The sequence below is a fragment of the Ornithinibacillus caprae genome (genome assembly GCF_009728145.1).
GTDB lineage: Bacteria > Bacillota > Bacilli > Bacillales > Amphibacillaceae > Ornithinibacillus > Ornithinibacillus caprae.
Genome location: NZ_WOCA01000002.1, coordinates 202,565 through 224,753 on the forward strand (window position 1 = coordinate 202,565; position 22,189 = coordinate 224,753).

General features: G+C 39.4%; 20 protein-coding genes. 18 read left to right on the forward strand and 2 right to left on the reverse strand.

All coding sequences use genetic code 11. From position 1 onward, the window contains the following. Positions 1-67: 67 nt before the first annotated feature. Complete coding sequence (locus GMD78_RS03715) at positions 68-1,219, reverse strand: HD-GYP domain-containing protein (protein ID WP_155667247.1); 1,152 nt, start codon at positions 1,217-1,219, stop codon at positions 68-70. 47 nt (positions 1,220-1,266) lie between these two features. After that, positions 1,267-1,908, reverse strand: coding sequence for a GGDEF domain-containing protein (locus GMD78_RS03720; protein ID WP_155667249.1), 642 nt, complete (start codon positions 1,906-1,908; stop codon positions 1,267-1,269). Between the two features lie 380 nt (positions 1,909-2,288). On the opposite strand from GMD78_RS03720, the gene GMD78_RS03725 reads away from it, so the two are divergent. From GMD78_RS03725 to GMD78_RS03810, 18 genes are all read left to right on the forward strand, one after another. Then, positions 2,289-3,008: a GntR family transcriptional regulator gene (locus tag GMD78_RS03725; protein WP_155667251.1), complete on the forward strand. Its 720-nt coding sequence runs from the start codon at positions 2,289-2,291 to the stop codon at positions 3,006-3,008. 82 nt (positions 3,009-3,090) lie between these two features. Beyond that, entirely contained in the window at positions 3,091-3,342 is a 252-nt protein-coding gene (locus GMD78_RS03730) for a 2Fe-2S iron-sulfur cluster-binding protein (protein ID WP_155667253.1), read from the forward strand. Next, positions 3,332-4,189: an FAD-dependent oxidoreductase gene (locus GMD78_RS03735; protein ID WP_196493713.1), complete on the forward strand. Its 858-nt coding sequence runs from the start codon at positions 3,332-3,334 to the stop codon at positions 4,187-4,189. The genes GMD78_RS03730 and GMD78_RS03735 overlap by 11 nt, the downstream gene beginning before the upstream one ends. Further along, entirely contained in the window at positions 4,155-4,436 is a 282-nt protein-coding gene (locus GMD78_RS03740) for a (2Fe-2S)-binding protein (protein ID WP_155667264.1), read from the forward strand. The genes GMD78_RS03735 and GMD78_RS03740 overlap by 35 nt, the downstream gene beginning before the upstream one ends. Then, on the forward strand, positions 4,426-5,520 hold the full coding sequence (locus GMD78_RS03745) for an NAD(P)/FAD-dependent oxidoreductase (protein WP_155667266.1): 1,095 nt from the start codon (positions 4,426-4,428) through the stop codon (positions 5,518-5,520). The genes GMD78_RS03740 and GMD78_RS03745 overlap by 11 nt, the downstream gene beginning before the upstream one ends. After that, positions 5,517-6,863: a M20/M25/M40 family metallo-hydrolase gene (locus tag GMD78_RS03750; RefSeq protein WP_155667268.1), complete on the forward strand. Its 1,347-nt coding sequence runs from the start codon at positions 5,517-5,519 to the stop codon at positions 6,861-6,863. Before GMD78_RS03745 ends, GMD78_RS03750 begins: the two co-directional genes overlap by 4 nt. Positions 6,864-6,875: 12 nt before the next feature. Continuing rightward, positions 6,876-8,432 carry an ABC transporter substrate-binding protein gene (locus GMD78_RS03755; protein WP_155667270.1) on the forward strand — a complete coding sequence of 519 codons (1,557 nt, stop codon included), beginning with the start codon at positions 6,876-6,878 and terminating at the stop codon, positions 8,430-8,432. Positions 8,433-8,453: 21 nt separating this feature from the next. Further along, positions 8,454-9,371 (forward strand): ABC transporter permease, encoded by a 918-nt coding sequence (locus GMD78_RS03760; protein WP_155667273.1) that lies wholly within the window; start codon positions 8,454-8,456, stop codon positions 9,369-9,371. 13 nt (positions 9,372-9,384) lie between these two features. Further along, positions 9,385-10,284 carry an ABC transporter permease gene (locus GMD78_RS03765; RefSeq protein ID WP_246187550.1) on the forward strand — a complete coding sequence of 300 codons (900 nt, stop codon included), beginning with the start codon at positions 9,385-9,387 and terminating at the stop codon, positions 10,282-10,284. A 17-nt stretch (positions 10,285-10,301) separates the two neighbouring features. Continuing rightward, positions 10,302-11,279: an ABC transporter ATP-binding protein gene (locus GMD78_RS03770; protein WP_155667275.1), complete on the forward strand. Its 978-nt coding sequence runs from the start codon at positions 10,302-10,304 to the stop codon at positions 11,277-11,279. Then, a complete protein-coding gene (locus GMD78_RS03775; protein ID WP_343042105.1) occupies positions 11,276-12,301 on the forward strand; it encodes an ABC transporter ATP-binding protein in 1,026 nt (341 codons plus the stop codon). Before GMD78_RS03770 ends, GMD78_RS03775 begins: the two co-directional genes overlap by 4 nt. A gap of 14 nt (positions 12,302-12,315) precedes the next feature. Then, entirely contained in the window at positions 12,316-13,422 is a 1,107-nt protein-coding gene (locus GMD78_RS03780; RefSeq protein ID WP_155667277.1) for an NAD(P)/FAD-dependent oxidoreductase, read from the forward strand. 15 nt (positions 13,423-13,437) lie between these two features. Further along, positions 13,438-14,226: a fumarylacetoacetate hydrolase family protein gene (locus GMD78_RS03785; protein WP_155667279.1), complete on the forward strand. Its 789-nt coding sequence runs from the start codon at positions 13,438-13,440 to the stop codon at positions 14,224-14,226. Between the two features lie 128 nt (positions 14,227-14,354). Further along, entirely contained in the window at positions 14,355-14,702 is a 348-nt protein-coding gene (locus tag GMD78_RS03790) for a CidA/LrgA family protein (RefSeq protein WP_343042126.1), read from the forward strand. Beyond that, entirely contained in the window at positions 14,693-15,361 is a 669-nt protein-coding gene (locus GMD78_RS03795) for an LrgB family protein (RefSeq protein ID WP_155667283.1), read from the forward strand. Before GMD78_RS03790 ends, GMD78_RS03795 begins: the two co-directional genes overlap by 10 nt. A 230-nt stretch (positions 15,362-15,591) precedes the next feature. Then, positions 15,592-16,233: a hypothetical protein gene (locus GMD78_RS03800; RefSeq protein ID WP_155667285.1), complete on the forward strand. Its 642-nt coding sequence runs from the start codon at positions 15,592-15,594 to the stop codon at positions 16,231-16,233. A 340-nt stretch (positions 16,234-16,573) separates the two neighbouring features. After that, complete coding sequence (locus GMD78_RS03805; RefSeq protein WP_155667287.1) at positions 16,574-18,598, forward strand: 5'-nucleotidase C-terminal domain-containing protein; 2,025 nt, start codon at positions 16,574-16,576, stop codon at positions 18,596-18,598. A 424-nt stretch (positions 18,599-19,022) separates the two neighbouring features. Further along, complete coding sequence (locus GMD78_RS03810) at positions 19,023-22,019, forward strand: lamin tail domain-containing protein (RefSeq protein ID WP_155667289.1); 2,997 nt, start codon at positions 19,023-19,025, stop codon at positions 22,017-22,019. The last annotated feature ends 170 nt before the right edge of the window (positions 22,020-22,189 follow it).

A 22,189-nucleotide genomic window follows, 5' to 3' on the forward strand; every position in this document is an offset into this window, starting at 1 on the left:
CCAGCAAGTTACTTTGATTTTATGTAGTTTGCGGATTTTCATTGTCAATACACCTCCTTTCAAATAATTAGTTATTATTGTTTTGATGGTACTCTTTCCAACTTGGATAAACTTCTATAAATAAATCTACTAATTGAGGATCAAATTGTGTTCCTTTTCCTTCAATGATACGCTTGTATGCTTCCTCAAGAGATAAAGCAGACCTATAGGATCTAGAAGAAGTCATCGCATCAAAGGAATCAGCAATTGTTGTGATTCTCGCTAATAATGAAATTTCCTTGCCCTTTAATCCATCTGGGTAACCATTTCCATCCCAGCGTTCATGGTGGTGATAAATTATATCGATGTATCCAGATATTCCTTCCACATCTTGGACAGACTTTGCTCCAACCGTAGGATGTTGTTTAACTAATTCGAATTCTTCATCTGTTAATCTTCCAGGTTTCGTTAAAATCGCATCTGGGATATTGATCTTCCCTATATCATGTAATAGACATGTATAGTAGAAGTTTTTTAATTGCTCTTCCTTAAATTTGCCTGTCGCTTTTGCTAAACTCATGGCATAATAAGCAACTCGTTCACTATGACCGCGTGTGTAAGGGTCTTTTAGTTCTAAAGTAGCAATAACACCTTTTACAATACCTTCTAATTGTTTATCGTATGTACTCTTAACTGCCTTCACATAGCTGAGGAAACGATATAAAAGAAATGAAGAAAGTATTGCTATGACGGCTACTATTAGTAATGGGAGTAACACAATTGGATCTTGGAGCACGATCCCCACGACTAAGAACTTTGTAACCGTTCCTAAAAATACTAAATAAAAAAACTTTTTATTGATAAATAAAGGTGCAAACAATACAATAACAACCTCAGCGATATTACCGTTTGCATAAGTTGCATCTTTTCCCCAGTAAATCCATATATCGTTACAAGTATTAAGAATTGTATATGTAATAAAATAAATATATTTTATCCATTCAGGTCTTTGATTTTTCATTAAATAAATAGCCAAGGGTAATAGACCAATCATGATAATATACATAAATATATTTAGCCCAACATTGGGAGAATCCTCTATACTCCAGGGTGTTTTAGGCAATATATAATAATAAGTGATATCATAGCCCAAATAAAGTGTATAAAATAACCACAAAAACCACTTGGTCGCTCGTTTTTCCTCAAATAGTAACGATTCTTGAAGTATTTTCTTTTCCATGCTGTTATCCTCTCGATCTTAAAAATATAACGTTTGTATAATAGTTTCTAGTCTATTTTGCTTCCTTTGCTAGAAGCCTTGATTTCATACATTTTCTCATCTGATAAAGAAATTAACTTATCGACGGTTTTTCCATCTTCAGGAAAGATAGCAATACCAATAGATAATTGAATATTTAGATTCTGATCTGTAGTTAATTCGTCTACACTTTCATGTAATTGATGTACTAGTTTGCCAGCAGTTTCTCTATCTATATTTTGATAGATGACGAGAAATTCATCCCCACCCCATCTAATAACTAAGTCTCTATTACTAGTTTTGCTAGATAGGACTTTGCAAATTTCTTTTAATATATAGTCTCCATATTGATGTCCATAGGTATCGTTTATGTATTTAAAATGATCAACATCGACATTGAATATTGCAAGGGATTCTTTTTTACGTGTTGCTTTTGCGAGCATTTTTGGAATAACTTTATATCCGTACCTGCGATTATAAACCATTGTTAAAGGGTCTCTATAAGATAGGAAACGATATTTATCGTATGAGTAACCAACAATCCATGATAAAACGGTATAAAAAATGCTGAATATAATCGCCAAAGGTTGTATCTGATCAACAAGAAAAAAGTGAGTGACTGATGATGTAATCATTAAAGTGCAAAAGGTAATTCTACCAGTATATCTCATCGTAATCTCCTAAAACATTCGAATACCATCTAGTATAATATTACTAGTTTATAAAGTAAATTGGCGGAAAATTTAAATTAAAGCAATTGGGGGACAGGTCCATAGTCCCGGTTTGAAGTGAATTGGGGTCAGGTCCCTTGTCCCGATTCCTTTTCCTAAATTGGAGGCAATAAGGGACCCGACCCCCTGTCCCACCCCCTGTCCCATTTGTGATAAAATCAAATTTCCTCTTGACGAAACTTTTTAAATCTTTATAATAGTTGTTAATTAAATTTTAAATAAGATTCATAAAATTCGTTTAAAAGGATTGACATTTTATTTCATAGTGTTAAGATATCGATAATTAAAAGTTATAATATTATAAATTATCGGAGGCAGCTATGATTAATAAAAATGCACCACATCCTTTATACCATCAAGTGAAGGATCACCTAGAAGCAAAGATTGTATCGGGAGAGTGGCCAAAAGGGTTCCAAATTCCAACAGAGAAAGAGCTAGCAGAGCGCTTTGAAGTTTCGACAATCACGATTAAACGGGCCGTTTTGGAACTTGTACACCAAGGAGTATTATATCGACAACGTGGGAAAGGGACCTTTGTTACTTCTAAAAAGGAAACTGACTTACAGAGTTTAGTTACTTTAAAGTATGGTCAGAAAGAAGGAGTAAAACATCCGCACCACACGAAAGAATTTCATACGCAAGAAGCTAATCTCTTAATAGCAAAGCTTTTGGAAGTGGATGAGGAAGATAAAGTATATAAACTGAGCAGGATTAAGATGAATGATTCCATGCCTATTGGTTTGGAGTATACTTATCTACCGGTAAAGCTACTACCTGATCTTAAAGAAGAAATGATTCAAGACGAGTTACTTTATAGTGTTTTACAAAACCATTATTCAATTGAACTCGGAAAAGCAAAAATATATTTTTCTACATTAACAGCAAACGAGGCGGAAGCAGAACTACTACAGATTCCAGTTGGTGAGCAACTATTCGTCATTGAACGTTTTACAAGGACAGTGCAAGGCGAAGTCATTGAGTATTCTAAGTTTATCGTTAGACAGGAACATTATCAGTTCTATATCGAAGTAAATATTTAAAACATACTTTCATGTTAAAGTATGCTTTAATACATAAAAGTTATAATGTTATAATATTATATTTTTTAAGGTGGTGTGGACATTGAAAGTATTTATGTTTGAAGGAAAAGAAATTCCTTTTCGAGAAGGTCAAACGATTGCTGGAGCTCTCTTCCAAGCTGGGATCTACGGCATAAGTTTATCAAAAAGGACGAAATCACAAGTAGGGTCATTCTGTATGACTGGTGATTGCTGTAGTTGTTATGTGAATGTCCAAAATGAGAGGGTGCTAGCCTGCCAAACACCACCAAAGGAAGGGATGCTTGTCATGCGAGGTGAATTGTTTGGAATATGATGTAGTTATAGTTGGAGCAGGATTATCGGGGTTGGCGGCACTACAAGTCATTCAACAACACTCCTTAAAAGTCGCTATCATTGATGACAAACATGAGCTTGGTGGGAATTATTTAAAACGCAGATGGTTAATTGATCACCGACATTCTTTTAATAGATTGCTAGATCAAGTGATCGAACCGTCAACAGATGTCTTTCTTAACCACCAAGCAATTGGGCTTTATGCTGATAATTCTCTCGGAGTAACAGATCAACAAACGATGACTTGTTTTCGAGCTAAGGTGGTGCTTCAATCTACCGGTGCTCGTGAGCTTCCTGAACAATTCGAAGGCTGGCAATTACCGGGAGTGATTACGTTGGATGCTTATTTGAAGCTACGTTATATAGAAGGCATTATCTTTCCGAAGCGCATCGGTATTGTAGGAGCACATCCCTCCCTTCCTAAGGTTGCACAAAACCTTAGAGAAGAAGGTCACGAGGTTGTTTTAGCCTCAACGAATCAGTCAGTGACCGCTTTTGGTAAGGATCAGGTAAAAAAACTTTCTGTTGATGGAGCAAAACATGATGTGGATGTTGTCATTTCTAGCAAGGGTTATGTTCCGGTCAACGAATTAGCTCATTTATACGGATATCCGCTGAAGTATAAGAAGGATTCAGGTGGCTGGGCAGCCCTACCAGTTGATAAAACAAGACAAACATCCTTTTTTGTTGCAGGTCGAGCAAGTGGAACACAAACAGAAGAAGAGTCGGTTCAATCGGGAATTCAGGTGGCGCATAACATCTTGACCTATTTGGAGAAAGAAGGTGAGGAACATGGAAGCGAATCAAGTAATCGTATGTCACTGTGAAGAACTTACAGTTGCGGATTTAAAAATGGCATTTGAACACGGTGCGCGTACATTTGACGACCTGAAACGAATGAGTCGATGTGGCATGGGACATTGCCAAGCGAAATATTGCTTCGATGCAGCAAATGATCATTTGGCCAATTGGTCCAAGGTTCCCGTGGAGTGCCTTCCTAACACACGTCACCGGATGCCAATTCGACCGGTTCCTTTGAAAGTGTTTATAGAGGGGGGATTTCATGAAGGTTGAAACCTATGATGCTATTGTGATTGGGGCAGGAGTCGTTGGACTAGGCATTACATATGAATTATCCAAACAGCAAGGGCTCAAAACATTGACAATAGATCAGGGTTATCCAATGAGTGGAACCTCAGGTGCGACGCAGGCATGGATTTGGGTTCACAGCAAAACCCCTTATAAGTATGGTCAACTTAGTCTGGCAAGTGCCAATCGGTACCAGGAATTACAGGAGGAAATTGGTGACATTGAATATATAAGGTCTGGAGGCATAGCGCCTATTTTTTCAAAACAGGAACTTTATGATGCTAAAGCATTACAGCTAGAAATGAGTAAAGCGAACATTCCGGTAGATCTCCTTTCAAGAGAAGAGATTCTTAAGCTAGAGCCGAATCTATCACCTAATTTACTCGGTGCAACCTATTCCCCCATTGATGGTCACGTGAATCCATTTAAACTAATTCAACGTTATCATCTTCAGGCAAAGATAAATGGGGCACATTTTTCTTTTTACAACGGAGTGAGAGCACTAGAGAAGACAGAAGTAGGTTACAAAGTAACAACGAATAGGGGAGTTTATGAAGCCGAGAAGGTCATTCTATCGGCGGGGCTATGGTCAAAATCTATTGGTGAATTTCTGAATATTCGAATACCTACTCATACTTCTCGGGGACAAATTTTAGTTACTGAACCTACAGAGCCACTTATCCATCATGTGATCATTGGTATGAGACAGTTAAGTAATGGAATTGTATTAATGGGTTTTTCAAAAGAGGATGTCGGATATGACCGACGAACGACAATGGATGTGCTGCAGGATACAGCTGAAAAGTCGGTCAATTTGGTACCGAAACTAAAGGATGTGAAAATTGTTCGCTCCTTTTCTGGTATTCGAGTTATGCCAAATGATGGATTACCAATATTTGGTGAGGTGTCTGAACAAAAAAATCTATATGTAGCCGTTACGCATAGCGGTATGACACTCTCAGCAATTTTAGGAAAATCAATGGCTGAACTTGTCACAACAGGGGAATCAAGCTTTCCTATGGAAGCTTATTCAATAGAGCGATTTAAGGGAAGGGAGGAAAATCAATGAGTAAGGTACATCAATACATTGAAGCAAACAAGGAGAAGTACTTAGGTTGGCTTGAAAAGGTTTGTAACCAACCAAGCGTTTCCGCTCAAAATCGAGGGATGGAAGAGATGTTTACTATTATGAAGGAGCTCTTGCAAAGTGTTGGGGCAAAGACGAAAACGATTCAAACAGAAGGGTATCCAGTTTTAATTGGTGAATTCCAAGGTGAAAAGGAAGAAACATTAGCATTTTACAATCATTACGATGTTCAACCAGAGGATCCTCTCGATGAGTGGGAAAGTGAACCTTTTCAAACGACTTTTCGCGATGGGGTGGTCTTTGCTAGGGGAACAGCTGATAACAAAGGAAATATCATTGCTCGGTTAGCCGCACTCGATGCGTATCAAGCCGTTCATGGTAAGTTGCCGATTCATATTAAATTCATCATTGAAGGGGAAGAAGAGGTTGGTAGTCCGCACCTAGAATATCTTGCGAAGGAACATACAGAAGACATTCGAGCAGATGCGATTTTATGGGAAGGCGGTATGCGTGAGGTAAACAATAAGCGACTTCACGTCGGATTAGGTGTCAAGGGAATTGCGTACGTTGAACTGATTTCAAAGGGGGCGAAGCATGATTTACACTCATCTGAAGCAGCGATCATTGAGAATCCAGCATGGAAACTAACGTGGGCTTTGGCTACACTGAAGGATCGAAACGACAATGTATTAATCGATCATTTTTATGATGAAGTAAAGCCGCTTACGGATAAATCAAAACAATTCATTGAAACGCTAGAGTACGATGAGAATTACACAAAAGAGAACTATGAGATCGACGAATTCATTGACGAAATCTCAGGCTATGAATTAAAACGTCGTTTGATTGCAGAACCCACATGTACCATCTGTGGCATAAAGTCTGGCTATTTAGAAGAAGGTGCAAAGACAGTACTTCCTTCCAAGGCAGTTGCTAAGCTGGACTTTAGGTTGGTTCCCGGACAAACACCCGACCGAATCGTTTCTTTACTAAGAAAGCATTTAGACAAACATGGGTTTGAAGATATTGAAATTAATCAGTTAAACCATTTGGAACCGTATAATACCGATCCGGATGATCCGTTTGTAACACAGGTGTTGGACGCAGTGGCAGAAACGTATGAAGAAGAAGCGATCATATACAGTAACCTAGCTGGTTCTAGTCCAATGCATAAATTATTATCGAATTGTCAGATGCCAGCAGTACAAGTGGGGGTGGCCAATACAAGCTCTAAATTTCATGCACCAAATGAAAATATCACCATACAGGATTTTATACAGGGTACACAATTGGTGGCGACCATTGTAAATAAATTTAAAAAATAGGAGGAGAAAAGCGTGAAACAAAGGTGGGAATGGCTAACGTTTATTGCAGTTTTGGTATTTTTCCTAGCTGCTTGTAGTGGAGAAAGTGGAGAAGTAGGAACTGATAATGGAACAGAAAATGGTAGCGTGTCGGATGGGAACTTGGTAATTGCCCAATCGGCAGATATCACGACCCTTGACCCGCAGGACTCCTTAAGTACTAATGGGGAGCGGATTTTCCGCAATATGTATAATCGCTTATTTGCTAGAAATCAAGATATGGAGATTGTTCCTGAGATCGTTGAATCGTATGAAAATGTAGATGACGAAACATGGCATTTTAATTTAATCGAGGGTATCACATTTCATAATGGTGAAGAGCTTACGGCTGAGGATGTTAAGTTCAGCTTAGAACGGGTTATGACAGACCAAGGATTAAAAGAATATCCATATTTCACACAGCTTGTAGAAGTTAATGTATTGGATACGTATACGGTTGAAATTGTAACCGACGGCCCAATGCCTACGCTCCAACATGTACTTGCTAAAAGTGGAGCAGATATCTTACCGAAAGACTATGTGGAAGAAGTTGGTATGGATGGGTTTGTTGAAAATCCGATTGGTTCAGGACCTTACCAGTTTGTTAGTTGGGATGTGGACAGTGAAGTAGTGTTGGAAAAATTTGAGGACTATTATGGTGAGCCTGGAATATGGGATATGGTTACTGTTCGTGCCATCAGTGAGAGTTCTACTCGGGTTGGCGAGTTGTTGACAGGTGGTGTTCAGTTGATTACGGATGTTACACCGAATGAATGGGATCGAGTCAATGACAATGAAGGAACTTCTCTAGTGCAAGGTGAGACAACTCGCGTCATGCTATTGATGAACCGTTTGACAGAAGGATTTGCGACATCAGATGAACGTGTTCGTGAAGCAATTGATTTGGCCATTGACCAACAAGCAATTGTGGATTCTGTTCTTCGTGGTTCTGGTGTTCCAGTTCGTTCGCGTGTACCAGAAGGGGTATTTGGAACGGATCCTGACCTTTATGATACGTATGTGCATGACAAAGAGCGTGCAAAAGAGTTACTTGCAGAAGCGGGTTATGAAGATGGATTAGAAATCACCCTAACAGCACCACGCGGTCGTTATCCGCTAGATGGCGAGGTAGCAGAATTGATAGCTGTAATGCTTGGTGAGGTCGGTATTGAAGTGAATTTGGAACTTCTTGAGTCAGGCACATTCATTGATGTTTATTCAGAAAATGAAAACGAGGAATTGATTATGATTGGACTTGCGGATGGATTGTTGGATGCTTCTTATTCCTTGGTACATTACACGATAGACCGGGCTGCTGGACAAACAGATTACAATAATCCAGATGTTGACCAACTATTCCAAGATGCATCTCGTAACTTAGACGAAGAGTCTAGATTACAACAGTTTAAAGAAATTCAGCAAGTCGTCGCCGAAGAGCGTCCACACACTTTCTTGTATCAGGATAAAGTGAATTATGGCGTATCTGACAGTATACAGTTCGAACCACGCTTAGATGAAGCGTTGTATTTCGATCATATACAACCAAACTAACTGTTTTAGGTGGGTGAGCAAATGAAGAAATTCATAATTAAACGGTTACTCGAGTTAATACCAGTCTTGTTTATCATCACCTTTGTGGTTTTTGTGCTCGTCTACCATGCTGGGGATCCGGTTTCCTTGATGCTTCCTGAGGATGCCAGTCAGGAAGACCGTGAATATATGCGGGAATCCTTGGGACTCAATGATCCGTTCATTGTTCAATATGCTAATTTTGTTATGGATATTACTCGTGGGAACTTTGGAACATCCACTCGGTACGATATGGACGCTCTTCCGCTTGTGATTGAACGCTTACCCGCAACCTTTGAGTTAGCAGGAGCTGCCATGTTGGTGGCTCTTGCCATCTCCATACCTTTGGGGATTTGGTCAGCGAATAGGAGGAATTCTTATGTCGACTTATTCATCACTGGTGGATCTGTATTAGGTAAAGCAATGCCAAATTTTTGGCTAGGGATTATGTTGATCTTGCTTTTGGCAGTCAATTATCAAGCCTTCCCAGTGTCAGGACGAGGAACTTTTATGCATTTAGTCTTACCGGCTATTACACTAGGAACATCGGTTGCTGCGGAGATGACTCGACTTGTTCGATCATCGATGCTAGATACATTAGGGCAGGATTATATACGGACAGCGTCAAGTAAAGGAGTACCTTATGTTAAGGTGGTTGTTTATCACGCATTCCGAAATACACTTATACCTGTCATCACAATTACCACTTTACAGCTTTCCATACTTGTTAGTGGGGCTATTATTACCGAATCCGTCTTTCAGTGGCCAGGTTTGGGTATGCTACTTGTTCAAGCGGTAAACGCACGTGATATGGCAGTTGTGCAGGCCTCCGTTTTTATTATTGCAATACTTGTTATACTCATTAACTTAATCACTGATTTGATTTATTTCATTATTGATCCACGGATTAAACATTCTTAAGGAGGTGTTCCAATTGAGTGAGGCTACTAGCGAAGTGAAAAAAGTTAAAACCTATAAGAGATCCGGAAATGTTAAGTTATTTCTAAAATTACTTGCACAGAGTAAAACAGGAATGGTCGGACTCTTCATTTTAATCAGCGTCACACTGATCGCGATTTTTGCCGATTTCATTGCTCCATACAGTCCAACCGAACCGCAATTATCCGATATATTGGTTCCACCTTCTTGGCAAGAGGGAGGCACATCAGCTTACTTATTAGGAACCGATAACCTGGGGAGAGATGTCTTTAGCAGACTGATATATGGAACGCGTGTCTCCCTGATTGTTGGGGTTTTATCCGTGGTAGTTGCTGGTTTTATCGGTTTGATTATCGGAGTTGTTTCGGCTTATTTCGGAAAATGGGTTGATCAAATTTTGATGCGAATAGTCGATGCGTTTTTATCCATACCAAGTATTTTGTTCATCATGGTTATTTTGACTATTTTTTCCCCAAGCTTGACCGTTTTGATTATTGTAATTGGACTGACTACTTGGGTGAACTACGCACGGATTATACGGGGGGAAGTTCTGAGTTTAAAGGAACGTGAATTTGTGAAAGCTTCTCAGACAATTGGCACAAGCCACTTGACCATCATCCGAAAGAATCTGATTCCAAACGTGATGTCGACATTTATCGTTATTTCAACGTTGAGCGTGGCGACAACGATTATTCTAGAAGCATCTCTGAGTTTCCTTGGATTAGGCATTCAACCACCAGACATTTCCTGGGGAGGGATGTTGAATGATGGAAGGGATTACTTGGCAACACATTGGTGGATGGGAACCTTCCCAGGTATTGCGATTACTATTACGGTGCTTGGCATTATTTTTCTCGGTGACTGGCTCCGCGATGTACTTGATCCGAGATTATAAGGAAAGGAGATAACGGAATGAATTTATTGGAAGTCAAGAATTTGCATACGAGTTTCTATACTGATCATGGTGTGATCCCAGCACTTACCGGTGTCTCTTTCTCTGTTAAAAAAGGCGAGGTCCTGGGCATAGTCGGTGAATCTGGTTGCGGGAAGAGTGTCACGTCATTGTCTATATTGCAGTTGTTAGGCAATAAAGGAAAAATTAACTCTGGAAGCATTCATTTTAAAGGGCAGGATTTAACGACTTTTTCAACAAAGAAAATGAGGAAAGTGCGAGGGAATGAAATTTCCATGATCTTTCAGGAGCCTCTAACATCTCTTAATCCGTTGATTCGTGTCGGAAAGCAAATTGAAGAAACCGTCTTACTGCATAAAGAAGAACTTTCGAAAATAGAAGCACGTAATCATGCGATTAACATGATGAAAATGGTAGGGATTCCACAGGCGGAAGAAAAGTATGCGTACTATCCGCATCAGTTGAGTGGTGGGATGCGACAGCGGATCATGATTGCTATTGCCTTAGCTTGTGATCCGGAATTATTAATTGCGGATGAGCCAACTACTGCACTTGACGTGACAATACAGGAACAGATCCTAGGATTAATGAAAAAGATTACGAGAGAGCTAGATACATCTATTATTCTCATTACCCATGATTTAGGTGTAGTGGCTGAAATGGTCGACCGAGTGGTAGTAATGTATTCGGGCCAAGTTGTTGAAGAGAATGAGGTAGAGAAGTTCTTTGCCAATCCGAAGCATCCTTATTCCAAGGGACTTATCAGGAGTACTCCATCCATCGATCAAGAGGATAACCTCGAATCTATCAAAGGGAGTGTGCCTACCCCTGCCAACAAGCCAAGTGGTTGTCCGTTTCATCCGAGGTGTCCATTTGCGATGGAGATCTGTAAAAGTCAGGCACCAGAAAATATGTACTACGGTGAGGAAGAGATGGTGAATTGCTGGCTGTATAAGGAAGAGGTGAAGACATCGTGACCGAAGCAGTGGAACTTAAAGAAAAACATCGTACTACAGATGATCAAAAGGTTTTATTGGAAGTAAAAAATCTAAAAACTTACTTTCCTATTAAATCTGGAAAATTCAAACGAACAACTCGCTATGTAAAGGCTGTGGATGATGTATCTTTTTATGTAAAAAAAGGAGAAACACTTGGTATTGTAGGAGAATCTGGGTGTGGAAAATCAACGACAGGAAATTCAATTATTCGATTGGTTGAACCGACAAGTGGAGAAGTTTTCTTCAACGGTGAAAATATTGCTAGCGTAAAGCCAAAGGATTTTCGTCCGCATAAGAAAAATATCCAGATGATCTTTCAGGATCCGTTTTCTTCCTTAAATCCAAGAATGCACGTCTTTGATATTATTGCTGAGCCTCTCGTCACGCACAAACTCTACAAAGGAAAAGAGCTTGAAAAACGAGTAGTTGAATTGATGGAAATCGTGGGATTAGATCCAGAGCTTTTGCACCGATATCCGCATGAGTTTAGTGGCGGACAACGACAGCGGATTGGTATTGCCCGTGCTATTGCACTAAATCCTGAATTGATAATTTGTGATGAGCCGGTTTCCGCTTTGGATGTATCGATTCAGGCACAGGTTTTGAATCTATTAAAAAGACTGCAAAAAGAACTGGATTTAACCTATGTCTTTATCGCGCATGGAATCCCGGCTGTTAAATATGTGAGTGACCGGATTGCTGTAATGTATATGGGGGAAATCGTGGAGGTGACCACGAATGAAAAACTATTTTCAAACACGCTTCACCCTTATACAAAGAGGTTGATTTCAGCTGTTCCATCAACTGATCCAACTAAACGGACAATTGGTGACAGTGACGCGGTCGCCGATGAATTGAACCAGGAAGAGACTAGTGACCAAGGGTGTAAATTTGCTGCGCGGTGTCCGTTTGCACAAGACAACTGTTTGGTTGATCGACCGAAACTAAGAGAATATGCCAAAGGTCATTATGTGAAATGCCATTATCCACTAAAACATTAGATGGGGGAAGTTACATGACATATGTAGTAATTGGAGGAGGAATAGTAGGTGCATGTGCTGCTTACTATTTATCACAAAAGGGAGAAAAAGAAGTCATTCTTATCGATCAAGCATTTGAAGGAAAAGCCACATCTGCAGGAGCAGGAATTATTTGTCCTTGGATATCAAGGGTGGATGATCCGGACTGGTTTGCTATTGCGAGTAAAGGAGCTCTATATTATCCTGAATTGATCGCATCGTTGGAAGCCGATGGGAATACAGAAACAGGTTATGGTTTTACCGGTGCATTAGCGACAAGCGACAATTGGGAAGAATTAAAGGAATTGAAGAAAAAAGTAGAAAAACATAAGGAGTCCTATGCAGCAGTTGGCGATATAAAACTGTTGGAAGCCCCAAAAGCCCAGGATTATTTCCCTGGTTTGGATGAAAATCTGCATGCACTTTATATTTCGGGTTCAGCTCGGTTAGATGGAAGATTACTTGCAAAGGCGTTAGTGAAAGGCTTTAAACAAAATGGCGGAAAAGTAATTGAAGAGAAAGTAAGCTTAATAAAAGACTCAGATCATCGGGTAATAATAGAAACGAGTGAAGGTAACATTCAGGCAGACCAAGTAATTGTGGCAGCAGGTGCTTGGACTGGTGATTTGCTTAAACCAGTTGGTGTAGCGATTAATCAAGTGGCCCAAAGAGGCCAGATTGTTCATCTAACCGTTGACGAGGATACTTCTAATTGGCCAGTTGTCCTTCCGCAGGATAGTAGCCATTATATGGTATCTTTTAATGATAACCGAATTGCATTTGGTGCTACGCGTGAGACAGGGAGTGGTTTTGACTATCGGGTAACACCCGGTGGAGTTCAAGAAGTATTACATGAAGGGTTGCGTGTTGCCCCTGGCTTGTCTGATGCTACGTTCAAAGAAGTCCGAGTCGGATTCAGGCCGATGAGTCCGGATAAAAACCCGTTGCTCGGTAAAGTATCAGGCTTTGAGAATCTAATTATTGCAACCGGGCTTGGTGCCTCAGGCTTAACGATGGGGCCATACGTTGGCTCGTTGGCAGCTCGATTGGCATTAGACGAAGCTATTGATCTTGATTTAACACCGTATGATCCATTACGTTAAAAGCAGGTGAATGAAATGAAATATGTACGTTTCAAACAAGGAGAAACAGATAAATATGGTGTCCTGAAAGAGGAGGAAATTATTGTCTTAACAGGTTCTCCTTTAAACGGAGATTCAACGCAGACAGATGAAAAAGTGAATATAGAGGAAGTTCGTCTGATTTCTCCTCTTGTTCCAAATGAAATCATCGGAATTGGGGCTAACTTTTTTGCTGATGAGAAGGACCGACCGGAATGGTTACCCGACACGCCGATTTTCTTTTCAAAGCCAAAGCATTCCGTCATTGGGACAGGAGATTCCATCGAATTGCCACCTGGAGTTGAATCAGTAAAATTTGAATCAGAAATTGCTGTAATCATTGGGAAACAGGCTCGGAATATTGATGAATCGGATTATTTAGATTATATCTTCGGCATCACTGTCGCAAACGATGTAACAAGCCCAGATTATTTTAGAGAAGATGGTCATTGGTTCGTAGGGAAATCATTCCCTAGCTTTACCCCCTTAGGCCCCGTGATTGAAACAGATGTTAAATTAGAAAATGTAATGATTCAATCATACGTAAATGGGAAACCGTTTCAAAATAGCCCAACTAGCCACATGATTATATCCATTCCACAAATGATCACTTACTTGTCTCAAGTAACGGTTTTAAATCCTGGGGATGTCATTCTTACTGGGAGTCCAGTAGGAGCAGATTTTGTTAAAGCTGGTGATGTAGTATCTTGTACCGTTACAGGAGTAAGTACACTAGAAAATCCAGTAATTCAATCAAAAACAACAAAGAAAGTAACTTTGATATAATGAAAGGGTCACATGATGTGGCCTTTCTTAGTTCGTAGGAATGTATAAACTTTCTTATCCTGCATAAGTACAACTAAGGATGGATAAGAAAAGCTAAGTTTTTTAATGAGGTGAATATATTGAAAACCGTGAGCGGAATTATTTTAATAATAGGATTTTATTTATTAGGGGAAACCATCAATACATATCTTTTGTCATGGGTTCCAGGCAGTATAATTGGCATGATATTGCTATTTGGTCTTTTTCTAGTATTTGGTGAAAAACTAGTTGATTGGGTAAAAGGTGGCGCTCAGCTTTTCATTAAGTATCTGCCTTTATTTTTTGTGCCAGTAACAGTTGGAATCATTCAATATGACAATCTTTTAAGTGTATTTGGCGTCTTATTCTTCAGTTTAATGCTTGTGAGTTCATTTTTAATCATTTTACTTGTTAGTTATTGGATGGACCGGAAAGTAAGTGAATTTTCATGTGGCTAATATTAACTTTAATTGTTTTCGCTGTAGCTCAGTATGTTTATTTACGAAAGAAGCGCAATTATTTGATTCCTGTTTTCACAGCTACGGTGGTCCTAATCATATTGGTACTCATAAGCGGAAAAACCTATGCAGATTATTATGTGAGTGCACAGTGGATTGACTGGTTGCTCGGTCCTGCTGTGGTTGCATTAAGCTTTCCGTTATATAAACATCGTAAAATGCTCGCACAAAATGGATTGAAAATTGTAAGTTGGGTTGTCATTGCCGCAATCCTAGGCGTATTGACAGGTGCTGTCGTCTTATGGGCATTCCAAGTAGACAACAGTTATGTAGTTTCTGCTATGTTGAAAAATATAACTGCACCAGTCGCCATCGATCTTGCCGAATTTTATGGAGGGATTCCTGCTTTGACAGCTGTTATCTGTACCATGTCTGGGATGCTTGGTGCAGTAATCGGTCCAACTATTTTTAAAAAGCTGAACATAAAAAGCAGCTTGGCTAAAGCAGTAGCTATGGGATCAACCTCTCACGCAATCGGAACCGCCCGTCTGATGGAAGACGATGATTATGCTGGGGCTATTAGTACATTATCATTCTTGTTAATGACATTAGTCATGCCTGTATTGGTCCCATTGTTTGTTTATGTTTTGGTGGGGTGAGAGTATTGGGACGAGGGGTCGGGAACCTTGTCCCATTTTTATTGATAAAGTGTACTCGATTTTCTAGAGAGGTTTGATATAAATTAAAGGTGGGGTAAGGGGATTCAAAATTAAACGGAATACTTTAATCCCATTGCTCTTCTAGTAATCTTATACATTTTACCATTTATTTCCTCGCCTGAAGATTATATAATAATATGGTAATGAATTTATAATGGAGGGAATTTGATTTGAATAGGATTGTAAGAAAACTATTAATCTTACTTATTTCAATCATTATACTGTTTCTAGCAACGGAGTGGATCGTAAAAGGAGTTCTTTATCTCTTATTTCAATCACATACATATATAACTTTTGTAGCTCCTATACTTCATTTTACGAAGTATTTTGCAATTGCTATTGTCCTACTTCTTTTATTCAAAAAATATGTTAGGTTAACTCCCGTGGGTCGTAAACTAATCCCTATATTTTTGGTTCTGTCCATCGTCATGATACTAATAACATCGTTATGGTTCCAAGCTGCAAATGAAGAGAAGATAGTTAGGAACCGGATTGTTTGGCATGATGTCAAATCATGGGATGAAGTGGAGTATGTAGAAACTGAGATTTATCATGAAGAGAAAATATTCACAGAGCGGGATAACCCATTCGAATCATCTAGCGTAATTGCAAATTATAATATCCATTTCCAAGATGGCTCTGTCATCAATGTCTGGAGTGACGTTTCTTCGATATATGAACTTCATCAATTTGTCTTAGAAAATGACATAGAAGTAAAACATCTAACCGACACCGAACACTTCAATCAAAATTTCAGCTATTACTTCAAAGAATCACTCCCAAAAGCACAATATATATTTGGCGTTGAGTAAGACAACTTGGGGTCAGGTCCCGCGTCCCACTTCAACAGGATCGCTTGGGGTCAGGTCCCGTGTCCCACAACCACCGCGAGGGACCCGACCCCATGTCCCACCACCACCCCATGTCCCGGTTTTTACATATACTTTACCTGCTCCTAATGGTGGGTTAATAGAGAACTACTACAATTAAATAAGAGAGTCAAATAAAGGGGGGAGAGTGTTAGGTAGTGAAAACTCCTAGTATGACAAGGATTTGCAGTTGTATACTTCTAACGTTTCGACATAGTAGATTGTTAGTTTACTAGATTAGGTGTTAAGTATTAATAAAGATCCTATAGGAGGTAACTTTTCTATGATGAACAAAAAGTATTTCGGGTTTTCGTTAAGATTGACAGCAATTATTATGATCATGTTATCGATGGTTTTGCCAGCTAGTGTATTTGCTGAAGAAGAGAGTGAGAATTTTTCGCTAACGATTATGCATATGAACGACACACATGCACATGTGGAGCCATTACCGAACATGTTAACTGCAATCAAGGAGGTTCGTGCTGAAAATCCTGATGCATTATTATTCCATGCTGGTGATGTTTTTTCAGGAACATTATATTTTAATCAGTTTAAGGGGATAGCTGATTTGGCGCTAATAAACATGATGGATATTGACGCGATGGTTTTTGGAAATCATGAATTTGACCTTGGATCAAATGAGGATGGACATCAATCTTTATCAGAATTCGTTACTGCAGCAAAATTCCCATTCCTTGGGACAAATATTGATTTCTCAGCGGATCCCTTTATGGCTGGCACTATAAATGCTGATCCATTTACAGATTCACCAGAAAACGGATCGGTCCATGATGGGATTATCAAAGAGATTAATGGGGAAAAAGTAGGTATTTTTGGATTGACGTCTGAGGATACAGCTAATATTTCTAGCCCAGTAAATGTGAAGTTTTTAAATTATATCGAAGAGGCAGAAAGAGCAGTGGCGGCATTTGAAGGTCAAGGTATTGATAAAATCATAGCAGTCAACCATATTGGTTATAACAGCAATCCAGATTTTGGAAATGATTTACAACTTGCCTCCTATGTAGAAGGTATCGATGTCATAGTTGGTGGTCATTCCCATTCCAAATTGGACGAGCCGGTGCTTGTTTCAACGGATGCAAATGGGGCTGAAAAAGACCCAACAGTTATTGTGCAAGCGCATCAGTACTCTCAGCTTTTAGGGAAATTAGATGTTGAATTCGATGAAAATGGAGTTGTGGTTGGGTATGCAGGCCAATTAATTGATGTAAGTGAAAAAGAAGCCGATCAAGATGCTATTGACGTACTTGCTCCATATAAAGCGGAAGTTGATGAATTAATCAATCAAGAGACGGGCGCAGTTGCCATGAAGCCTATACTAAATCCACGTCACAGTGATAGTGATATTAGTGTTCGGGCAAATGAAACAGAATTAGGAAATCTGATAACTGACGCGATGCTTGCAAAAGCAAAAGAAAAATATCCAGAAGTCGTCATAGCCATGCAAAATGGAGGAGGAATCCGTGCTGCAATTGATGAAGGGCCAATTACTGTTGGTGAAGTGATCGCTGTGCTTCCATTTGGAAATGATCCAGTGATTGCAGAATTAACAGGAGCTGAAATTAAACAAATCTTAGAGCATAGTGTTCGTCAAGCTCCTGCAGAAAGCGGTGGATTTTTACATGTTGCTGGTATGAAATTCACCTATGATAGTACAATGGACCCAGGATCACGAATTGTAACAATGGAAGTGGAAATTGATGGTGAATATGTGGAAATTAACGCAGACCAGACTTATTTAGTTACAACAAACAATTTCACTGGTAAAGGTGGAGACGGCTTTGAAGTTTTTGCTCAAGCGTATGATGAAGGACGCGTAAAAGATATCGGTGAAATTGATTGGGAGCAATTACGAGACTATATGGTAGAGGACTTAAATGGTGAAGTTGACCCGGTTATTGAAGGCCGTATTATTGATTTATTAGGTGAGGATCCAGAACAACAACCTGATGATGATCAAGACGGCTCTGATGATGACAACAATGACGAGAATTCTGAAGATGAAAAGAATAAAGATAGTAGCGGAGATGGAAAGGATAAAGACGGAACAGATAATGGTGATTCTGGCTCTGACGAAGGAAATAACGAAGGTGAAAATAAGGAAAATGGTGATGTAACAACCCCAGAACAAGGTAAAAAAGGACTGAAGGGAGAGCAAGAAGGAAAGCCTTTACCCAAAACAGCTACTGATATGTATACCTTTCTCTTAGTAGGTGGGATTCTACTAATTATTGGGGCAGGTATTTTAGTGTATAGAAAAGTGAGATTTTCATCGATTGGTAAATAGAATAGGTCAAACTGTCATTTGTATAGAGGAATTTTCTCTGTTTTAAAATTATCTCTCAATCCATACTTATTACCTATTGTTACAAAAGTGAAACTATCATACTATTATAGTAGTTGAATAAATGGATTTGAAGACTTTGGGTGGAGAATAAGAGAACCCCATGGAAATGTGCAGTATTACGTTAGCGTAGTACGGTTACTTTTCATGGGGTTCTTTTTATTTACAGATTTTTTGTTCTGTATAAATGCAACTAAGGCTTTGCAAAATCCAAATAATTCCCTACTAGATACCCCTATCCAACAAGTAAAGACATTCCCGTATAGCACATCCCTTAAAATGAAAGGGCTTTCTTATGCTGTTATATACTATATCCCGATGCTCAACCAATATTCAACTTTAAACCGACTAAAAAGGAGGAAGAAGGATGTTTCATAGAATGAAACGTTTATGGATTTGTATTGCAACTATGGCAGTCGCACTGATAATGTTTACTTTCCCTACTACCGAGTCAAACGCCTCAGAAGAATCACCATTACTAATCACGGAAATTGTTTCGAAATCTGCAGGGACAGGTCAGCCTTATGAATATGTGGAAATTTATAACAATAGCTCCGATGAAATTAATTTAGATGGTTATGAGTTACAGTATTTTACGAGTAATTTTTCAAACCCCGCTAATACATGGCCAATAACTAATAAAACAATCCAACCAAGAGATTCATTAGTACTCTGGTTAAAGAAATTTAATTACCCAGATGTTCCACTATGGGATTTTAACTCGAATTACGATGTGTTACTGACTCCAGATCAAGTGTTTGAAGTAACGTTGACAACATCTGCACAAGGATTGCATGACAGTGCTTTAAGACAAGTTGGGCTAGCTAACTCTACTGGTGAAACGATTGTTACGGCATTGATCAATGATGGAGAAGTTGATGGGATTACAAATAAAAGTGTTATTTACCAAAAAGGTGACGGCAGTGAAATGGTAAAAATTCGACATGATGAAGAACCTACTCCTGGTAGATTGGTGAATGAACAATTACCTGGTCCTGGAACACCATCGGGGATAACGGCTGAACCACTGAATGAAGCAGTTTCACTTCGGTGGGAAATTGTAGAGGGAGCAGCTAGCTACAATATCTATTATTCTGCAAGCTCTGATCCAGTCAATGTTTCTGGTGAAAATTCCTATATACTAGAAAATCTAACAAACCATGAAACGTATTCTTTCCGAGTAACTGCGGTTGATCATGAAGGAAATGAATCCTCAGCCAGTTCGGTAGTCTGGGCTACACCTCAAGATGAGGTTGATAGTGAAGCTCCAGCTACACCAACTGGTCTACAAGTAACTCCGGGTATAAATGACGTGGAATTACAATGGAATGAAAATTCGGAGGACGATCTTGCTGCATACCGAATTTACGTTAATGGTACAATCTATGATACGGTTTTGCCTAACCACACAAGGATTTCTGTCTTTCCATTAGAACTTGGAAGAGAATATACCCTTGAAGTAACAGCTTTGGATCATGTTGGGAACGAGTCTGAAAAAGCAACTATTATTTCCGGACCAACCGAAAACGCACCGATACCAAAAGTTTTAATTACCGAGGTTGTACCAAATACGGATAACTATGCACGATATGATGCTTTTGAATATCTAGAAATCTACAATAATAGCAGTGAAGTGATTGATTTAGAAGGGTATCGTGTTAAGTCAGGAAGCTGGGATGTTGAAATAAAAGAATCGTTAATCATAGAGCCATATGATACACAGTTATTTTGGACGAGAAGACAGGAAATTGTACCAATTTCGTTAGAAGCATTTAACTCCAATTATTTTGGCTCCTATCACAATAAGTATCTTGAAGCAGAAAAGGTATATATTTTTAATGATATTGGTGGGCTTGTGAATAGTGGAAATCAAACCGTAACCATTTCAAGCCCTCAAGGTTTAGAAGTAGTGCGGGCAAATTATACAGGAGATGATGTGTCTCTACGAAATTCCGTTGTATTCGGTTATCCAACCGATGGAACATTGACCATGGAGACTCTTTCAGGACATCAACCACCGACACCAGGTTGGGTTGATGCGAATCAAGTTCCAGAAAGACCGGTGTTAGATGAAGATCCTCCTGCAACTCCAGCAAATGTCCAAGCTATAGCGGGGTATGGAGAAGTAGAATTAACATGGGATGCAAACGAAGAATCTGATTTATATCGTTATCACATCTATAAAAATGGAGAACTAGAATTTTCTGTATCACCAGACCAAAATGAGTTTACACTATCAGCGTTGATTGGGAACCAGCAGTATGTATTGGAAGTAGCGGCAGAAGATGTTTCTGGAAATGTATCGGAAAAATCTGCAGAAATTTCGGTTACTCCAGCACATCAAATTATCACACAGGAAGAACGATCTTTTGTAGAGAAGGATCCAGCTTATCAAGGCTTGTGGGATATTAGCGAGGATGGGCCTGTTATCCCTGGTTTGGCTCAAGATCTCGTGCCACAGGGAATGACGTACTATAAACAGAAAGATTGGCTGTTAACGGTCAGTTATCTGGATTATGGTAGGCCAGGAACATTGACGGTTGTTGATGCGACAACAGGAGAGTTGGTTAAATCGGTTTTACTTTATAATCAAGACGGTACTCCGTACACCGGCCATGCAGGTGGCTTAACGATTAGCAAGGATCATATTTGGGTTGCTTCTGAAAATTATTTGCTACCATTTGAAATTAGTGAATTAGTCAATGCTCCGGATAATGGAGAGATTCAATTCATCCATCATATTCCTGTTCCTGTAGATGCAGCGTATACGGTTTATGATGAAGGCATCCTTTGGGTTGGAGAGTTTTATCAACAAAATGACTATCCAACTAATCCAGATCATCATATGGAGAATCGGAATGGGGAGATGCACTATGCCTGGATGATTGGCTTTGATTTGCCATCAAGTACGGATATGCTTACCGATGAACAATGGAACGAAGCATCAGGTGAAGCAGCAATTCCTGATTACGTACTTTCCACGACTGATATGGTCCAAGGTGCTATTGTTGGGAAAAAAGGAGTAACATTGAGCACCTCCTATGGTAGAGGAAATGATAGTGTGCTATATCGTTATGAGCATCCATTAAAGGAGGAGCCACATGATTATGTGGAGGTGGCTGGAAAAACAATTCCACTTTGGTTCCTTGATGGAGCACAATCCAAGCCACGAGAAAGTATCGAAGCAATTCCAATGCCAGAGGGAATTGTTGCTGATCATCCAAAAGATCTTTATGTTGTATTCGAATCAGGTGCAAATAAATATCGCTATACAACAACATATCCGATGGACCGTTTTTTAAAGATTGACTTAAAACGACTGATGAAGGATGATAAGGAGATTATTAAGGAAGATATAGAATAGTATTTAATGGGAAAGAGCGGCTATGTGGTCGTTCTTCTTTTTTTGGTTAGTGGAGAGTGTGTGGGTGTGAGGTGGCAAGGTTTGGGAAAGGGGAGTGGAGCGATTTGGATCGAATATGGAGCAGATGTGAGGAGTGGAGGGCGATTAATTAGGTAAGGAGCGGTTGTGAG